This window comes from Streptomyces sp. S3(2020) (genome assembly GCF_013044505.1).
In the GTDB taxonomy this organism is placed as follows: Bacteria; Actinomycetota; Actinomycetes; order Streptomycetales; family Streptomycetaceae; genus Streptomyces.
On record NZ_JABERD010000344.1, the window covers coordinates 1 to 6508 of the forward strand.

Below are 6508 nucleotides of genomic sequence, written 5' to 3' on the forward strand. Positions count from 1 at the left end.
CTCTCCCCTTCCCCCTTCGGCGGCAGCGTCAGAGGGTGAAAAGCGACAGACGAAGGCCACGGGGGCCGCCGGGGGACCCGTGCCGCCGGCCCTCGTGGCCTTCGTGGTCCTCCTGGCCGTCCTTCCGTTCGTGCTCGTCGTACGCCTCGTAGCGGTTCGCCTCGTTCACGCCGCACCTCCGTAGCCGGGAGGCGCTCCGGGGGCGGCGCCGGCGTCATGGGCCGTGGCGAGGAGCTGGAGGCCCAGGCGGAGACGGCGGCGGGCCTCGTCCTCGGTGACTCCGAGGTCGGCGGCGGTCTGGCGGTAGTCGCGGCGCTGGAAGTACGCCAGCTCCAGGGCGGCGCGCAGCGGCGAGGGCATGGACTGGACGATGTAGTCGGCGCGGGCGGCGACGGAGGCGTGGCGGACCTTGAGCTCCAGTTCCTCGGTGGAGCCGCGGCCGTCCTGGGCGAGGGCCGCGGTCTCGGTGGCGCGCAGGCGCTGTACGGCGAGGCGGTGGGTCAGTGTGGCGACCCAGGAGCGCAGGGGGCCCTGTTTGGGGTCGTAGGCGTCGGGGTGCTCCCAGACGTGGGCGAAGACCTCGCGGGTGATGCCGTCGGCGGCGCGCTCGTCGCCGAGCACGCGGTGGGCGAGGCCGTGCACCAGCGAGGCGAACCGGTCGTAGAGCTCGCCGAGGGCGGCCGCCTCACCGCGTGCGAGCCGCTGCTGCATCTTGCGGTCCCAGCGGGGAGGTGCGTCCTTCTTCGCCATGGCGCCCTCTCACCGTCGTTCTCGTCCTCGTCAAGCCTGAACCCACCGTCTCCTCGAATGTAGTCGGCACGTCCGACAGCGCACGCCCCTTTGTAGCAATGCGCGCCCCCGAGGGAGCGGCCGGTGATAGTGGACCTTCGTCTTCCTTCCACTCTGCGCCCATCTACGATCGAACAGGATCGAAGGCGACTAAAACAAGCCTCTTCTGATCGGTTTCCGTTTCCTGACTTGTGTTTCAGGGAACCGCCGCTGGGCAGCCGCGCTGCAAGGAAGCGTAGGAACGGCTTCCGTTTGCGGGCCGTTCCGGGAAGTCCCGGCGAGCGAAGGGCGTGGTGGTGGCGTTCAACGTGACCGGCGGCGAGCACGGCGACTGGGCCGTGCTCCATGTGTCGGGCGAACTGGATCTGGTGACGTCACCGGTGCTGCGGCAGCGGGTGCACGACGTGGTGGCCGAGGGCCGCCACCGTCTCGTCCTCGACCTCTCCGAGGTCTTCTTCTGCGACTCCAGCGGCGTCGGCGTCCTCATAGCCTCCCGCCGCCTCATCCGCTCCTGCCAGGGACGGCTGCGGCTGATCCTGCCCGCCCAGGGCGCGGTGGAGGGCTCGCACGTCAACAGGGTGCTGGGGGCGCTGGGGGTACGGCGGCTGTTCGACGTCCACGCGGACCTGGACTCCGCGACGGAGGACGAGGCGGGGCCGCTGTCGGCGTGAGCCGGGGGCGCCGCCGCTTCTGCCACACCGTTGTCCCAAAATTCCCCCGGTCTTGGCACAACCGCCGCTTTACCGCTCCCCGCCCCGGCCCGGCGTCGTACGCTCCGATCCAGACGCACCCCACGTGACGTAAGGCGGCCCGAGAAGACATGGTCAGCAGCGAGTACGAGCGCAGGATCGCCGGCCGGTTCGCCACCTTCGACCAGGACGGCAACGGCTACATCGACCGGGCGGACTTCAGCGTGGCGGCCAAGGCGCTGCTCGCGGAGTTCGGTACGGCGGCACGGTCCGACAAGGGGCAGGCCCTGTACGTCGGCGCGGAGGCGTTCTGGCAGGGCATGGCGGGGATAGCGGACCGGGACGGCGACCAGCGGATCACCCGCGAGGAGTTCGTGAACGGCGCCGTGAAGCGGCTGCGCGACAACCCCGACCGGTTCGCCGAGATCGCCCGCCCCTTCCTGCACGCGGCCCTCGCCGTGGCCGACCCGGACGGCGACGGAGCGGCCACCGTCGAGGACACCGCGCGCGTGCTGCGGATCCTCGGCGTCGCACAGGAGGTCGCCGTCACCGCCGCGACCACGCTCGACACCGACGGCGACGGCAGGATCGGCGAGGCGGAGATCGTCTCCGCGTTCGCCCGCTACTTCACCGTCCCCGAATAGCGCTCCCGCAGCTTGTACTTGAGCACCTTCCTGAGCGTCTCGTTGCGCGGGAGGGCGTCCACCACCTCCAGCTGCTCCGGCAGCTTGTGGACCGACAGCCCTTCCGCGCGGAGATAGGAGGTCATCGCCGCCAGGGTCAGCTCCTCGGCCCCGGCCGGCTGTTCCACCACCGCGCACACCCGCTCCCCGCGCTCCTCGTCCGGCAGCCCGATCACCGCCACGTCCCCGACCGCCGGGTGCGCGGCCAGCAGGTCCTCGATCTCCTTCGCCGAGACGTTCTCGCCCTTGCGGATGATCACGTCCTTGAGCCGCCCGGTGAGCACCAGGTGCCCGCTGTCCCTGAGCATCCCCAGGTCGCCGGTGCGCAGGAACCCGTCCGCGTCGAAGGCCTCCGCCGTCTGCCCCGGGTCCAGATACCCCTGGCACACGGCCTCCCCGCGCAGCCGCACCTCCCCGTCGATGATCCGTATCTCCATGCCCTCGGGCGGCCGTCCCTCGGTCGTCGCGAGGTTCTCCACGGTGTCGTCCGGCGATCCCATGGTGATCATCGGCACCTCGGTCATGCCGTACCCGTGCGTGAGCTGCACCCCCATCTCCCGGACGACCGCGTGGTAGACCTCCGGCGGCTTGGGCGCACCGCCGCCGGCCAGCAGCCGCAGGGTGGGTATCACCTTGGCCTCCGGCCGCTTGCGCTGCTCCGCCAGGAACATCGAGTAGAACGCCGTCGATCCGCCCGCCACCGTCACCCCGTGCCGGCGGTACCCCTCCAGCGCGTCCGGCAGCGCGAACTGCTCGAACATCACCGCCGGGAAGCCGTACAGGAGCAGCATCACCGTGTAGTCGGGGCCGGCGATGTGCGCGTAGGGGAAGGCCATCGAGCCCACGTCGGCGGGCGACAGACGCAGCGCGTGGGCCAGGCACGAGCCGCCCGCGATCAGTGAACGGTCCGTGTGCAGCACGCCCTTGGGGTCGGAGGTGGTGCCCGAGGTCCAGTAGATCCAGCGGACCGAGGTGCCCGAGGAGGGGGGTGCGGGCAGCAGTCCGGGATCGCCGTCGGGGAGACGGTCGTACGCCTCGAAGACGCCCTTCGCGCCGAGCCGCCGCGCCATCCCCGTGTAGTCGAAGCCGTGCCACTCCCCGGGGACCGCGAAGTACTCGGCCTTGGACTCCCGCAGCGCGAAGCCGACTTCGCGGTCCCGGTAGAACGGGATGACCGGCGACTGCACGGCCCCCAGACGGGCCAGCGCGAAGGACAGCACCGCCGTCTCGATCCGTGTGGGCAGCTGCCAGGCGACCACCGTGCCGGGGCGTACGCCCATGTCGTACAGGCCCGCCGCGACCCGCTCGGCACGCGCGCGCAGCTCGCCGAAGCTCAGGGAGCGGTCGTCCTGGAGGAGGACCGGGCGGTCGGGGGTGAGGTCGGCGCGGCGGGCGACCAGTTCCCAGAGGGTGCGGGAGGAGCTCAGGGAGTGCGGGGTCTCGTTCATGGGTGCCCCCTGCTTGGCTGACGACTCGTCAGGTGACATGCTATCTGACGCTCCATCAGATTGTGCCTGTCAGGTGACACCGTCCGGCGGAGGGGACCATGCCGACCGAACTGCCCCGCATCATCAGCGTCGACGACCATGTGATCGAGCCCGCGCACCTGTTCAAGACCTGGCTGCCCGCCAAGTACCAGGACCGCGGACCGCAGCCGCTCACCGCCGGGATCGGTGAACTCGCCTACGTCGGCGGCAAGTACCAGATCACGATGGACCCGGACGGCCCGCCCACCGACTGGTGGATCTACGAGGACCTGAAGTTCCCGTACAAGCGCAACATCGCCGCCGTCGGCTTCGACCGCGACGAGATGACCCTGGAGGGCATCACCCGTGAGGAGATGCGGCGCGGGTGCTGGGACCCCGTCGCACGGCTCAAGGACATGGATCTCAACCACGTCGAGGGCAGCCTGTGCTTCCCGACCTTCCCGCGCTTCTGCGGGCAGACCTTCGCCGAGGCGCACGACAAAGAGGTCGCGCTGGCCTGTGTGCGCGCCTACAACGACTGGATGGTCGAGGAGTGGTGCGGGGACAGCGGCGGGCGGCTCATCCCGCTGTGCCTGATCCCCCTGTGGGACGTTCAGCTGGCGGTCGCGGAGATCCGGCGCAACGCCGCACGCGGCGTGAGGGCCGTGACCTTCTCCGAGATCCCCACCTACCTCGGCCTGCCCTCCATCCACTCCGGCCACTGGGACCCGTTCTTCGCCGTCTGCCAGGAGACCGGCACGGTCGTCAACATGCACATCGGCAGCAGCTCCCAGATGCCCGCCGCCTCCCCCGACGCCCCACCCGCCGTCCAGGCCGCGCTCAGCTTCAACAACGCCATGGCCTCGATGATGGACTTCCTCTTCAGCGGCGTCCTGGTGAAGTTCCCCACGCTCAAACTCGCCTACAGCGAGGGCCAGATGGGCTGGATCCCGTACGCCCTCGAACGCGCCGACGACGTGTGGGAGGAGCACCGCGCCTGGGGCGGGGTGCGCGACATCGTTCCCGAGCCGCCCTCGACGTACTACTACCGGCAGATGTTCTGCTGCTTCTTCCGCGACAAGCACGGCGTCGCCTCGCTGGACGTGGTCGGCCGGGACAACGCCACCTTCGAGACCGACTACCCGCACGTCGACTCGACCTTCCCGCACACCAAGGAGGTCGCCCTCGACCATGTGAAGGGCCTCGACGACGAGACCGTCTACAAGCTGATGCGGGGCAACGCCATCCGCATGCTCGATCTCGATCTGGACCGGTAGTGGAGCTCTCCCACTCGGTCGAGGAGGAGGAGTTCCGGGGGCGGTTGAGGCAGTGGCTCGGCCGCGTGCTGCCCACGCTCCCGGCCAGGCCGTCCCCGGACGACTGGCCGGGGCGCCGCGCCTACGACATGGGCTGGCAGCGGATGCTGTACGACGCCGGGTACGCGGACGTGCACTGGGACGCCTCGCCGACCACACGGCTGATCTTCCTGGAGGAGACCGAGAAGGCCGGGGCGCCCTATGTGGGCGCGGGATTCGTCGGCCTGCTGCATGCCGGGCCCACCATCGCCGCGGAGGGGACCGACGGGCAGCGGGCGCGGTGGCTGGCGCCGATCCTGCGCGGGGAGGAGGTCTGGTGCCAGGGGTTCAGCGAGCCCGACGCCGGGTCCGACCTCGCCGCGCTGCGGACACGCGCGCGCAGGGACGGCGACGACTACGTGGTGAGCGGGTCCAAGATCTGGACCTCGCACGCCGAAGTCGCCGACTGGTGCGAGCTGTTGGTGCGCACCGACCCGGAGGCTCCCAAGCACAAGGGCATCACCTGGCTCGCCATGCCGATGGACGCGCCGGGGATCACCGTACGGCCCTTGAGGACCCTCGCCGGGTCCGCCGAGTTCGCCGAGGTGTTTCTCGACGAGGTACGGGTGCCGGTCGGCAACCGGATCGGGGACGAGAACGACGGCTGGCGCGTGACCATGGTGACGCTGTCCTTCGAGCGCGGCACGGCCTTCGTCGGCGAAGTGGTCGCGTGCAGGCGGGTGTTGCGCGAACTCGCCGGTGAGGCCCGCAAGAACGGGCGGTGGGACGAGCCGGGGCTCAGACGGCGGCTCGGGCGGCTCAACGCCGAGTTCCGGGCGCTGTGGCGGCTCACGCAGTGGAACGTGAGCGAGGCGGAGGCCTCCGGGGGAGTCCCCGGCGTCGGGGGTTCGGTTTTCAAACTGAGGTATTCGCATGCGCGGCAGGAGCTCTACGACGCCGCCGCCGACGTCCTGGGGCCAGACGCCCTCGACCTCGACCGGCCGTGGGTCCTGGACCGGCTGTCCTCGCTGTCGTACACCATCGCCGCCGGCACCTCGCAGATCCAGCAGAACATCGTGGCCGAGCGGATCCTGGGGCTGCCGAAGGGGCGGTGACTGTTCCCGTGCGTTTCCAACTCACCGATGATCAGAAGGCGTTGAGGGACGGCGTACGAGGGCTGCTGGCCCGGCGCTTCGACCGCGAGGCGCTGCGGGCCGCAGTCGATCAGCCCGGCCGCCTGGACCGGGCGCTGTGGCGGGAGCTGGGGGAGGCCGGATTCTTCGCGCTGCGGGTGGCGGAGGACGACGGCGGCGTCGGACTCGGGCTGCCTGAGGCGGTGTTGGCCTTCGAGGAGGCGGGCCGGGTACTGCTGCCGGGCCCTCTGGTGGCCACCCACCTCGCCGCCGGTACGGTCCCCGGGGCGGCTGACGGGTCGGTGGTCGTGGCGGGCGTGGACGGCGGCCTCGTGGAGTGGCTGGACGCCGCCGACGTCGTACGGGGCGACGCGGCGGGGGCGGTGCCGCTGCGGTCGGTCGATCCGCTGACGCCGCTGCATCGTGTGGGCGTGGGCGTGGGCGGGGGAGGCG

At 70.9% G+C, this 6508-nt stretch carries 8 protein-coding genes; 5 read left to right on the forward strand and 3 right to left on the reverse strand.

The features are described from left to right. Positions 1–28: 28 nt before the first annotated feature. On the reverse strand, positions 29–169 hold the full coding sequence (locus HLK59_RS47005) for a hypothetical protein (RefSeq protein WP_171147818.1): 141 nt from the start codon (positions 167–169) through the stop codon (positions 29–31). Further along, complete coding sequence (locus HLK59_RS47010) at positions 166–750, reverse strand: sigma-70 family RNA polymerase sigma factor (RefSeq protein ID WP_171147819.1); 585 nt, start codon at positions 748–750, stop codon at positions 166–168. The genes HLK59_RS47005 and HLK59_RS47010 overlap by 4 nt, the downstream gene beginning before the upstream one ends. A 329-nt stretch (positions 751–1079) precedes the next feature. On the opposite strand from HLK59_RS47010, the gene HLK59_RS47015 reads away from it, so the two are divergent. Beyond that, positions 1080–1460 carry an STAS domain-containing protein gene (locus tag HLK59_RS47015; RefSeq protein ID WP_171147820.1) on the forward strand — a complete coding sequence of 127 codons (381 nt, stop codon included), beginning with the start codon at positions 1080–1082 and terminating at the stop codon, positions 1458–1460. A 149-nt stretch (positions 1461–1609) separates the two neighbouring features. Next, on the forward strand, positions 1610–2122 hold the full coding sequence (locus HLK59_RS47020; RefSeq protein ID WP_171147821.1) for an EF-hand domain-containing protein: 513 nt from the start codon (positions 1610–1612) through the stop codon (positions 2120–2122). Here HLK59_RS47020 and HLK59_RS47025 read toward each other — a convergent pair. Continuing rightward, positions 2101–3609 carry an AMP-binding protein gene (locus tag HLK59_RS47025; protein WP_171147822.1) on the reverse strand — a complete coding sequence of 503 codons (1509 nt, stop codon included), beginning with the start codon at positions 3607–3609 and terminating at the stop codon, positions 2101–2103. The two genes, HLK59_RS47020 and HLK59_RS47025, sit on opposite strands and share 22 nt — an antisense overlap. 98 nt (positions 3610–3707) lie before the next feature. Here HLK59_RS47025 and HLK59_RS47030 point away from each other — a divergent pair, with 98 nt between their 5' ends. The 3 genes from HLK59_RS47030 to HLK59_RS47040 all read left to right on the forward strand — a co-directional run. Beyond that, positions 3708–4904, forward strand: coding sequence for an amidohydrolase family protein (locus tag HLK59_RS47030; RefSeq protein ID WP_171147823.1), 1197 nt, complete (start codon positions 3708–3710; stop codon positions 4902–4904). Next, a complete protein-coding gene (locus tag HLK59_RS47035) occupies positions 4904–6037 on the forward strand; it encodes an acyl-CoA dehydrogenase family protein (protein ID WP_171147824.1) in 1134 nt (377 codons plus the stop codon). Before HLK59_RS47030 ends, HLK59_RS47035 begins: the two co-directional genes overlap by 1 nt. Positions 6038–6045: 8 nt before the next feature. Next, a partial coding sequence (locus HLK59_RS47040) for an acyl-CoA dehydrogenase family protein (RefSeq protein ID WP_171147825.1) occupies positions 6046–6508 on the forward strand: 463 nt, incomplete at its 3' end.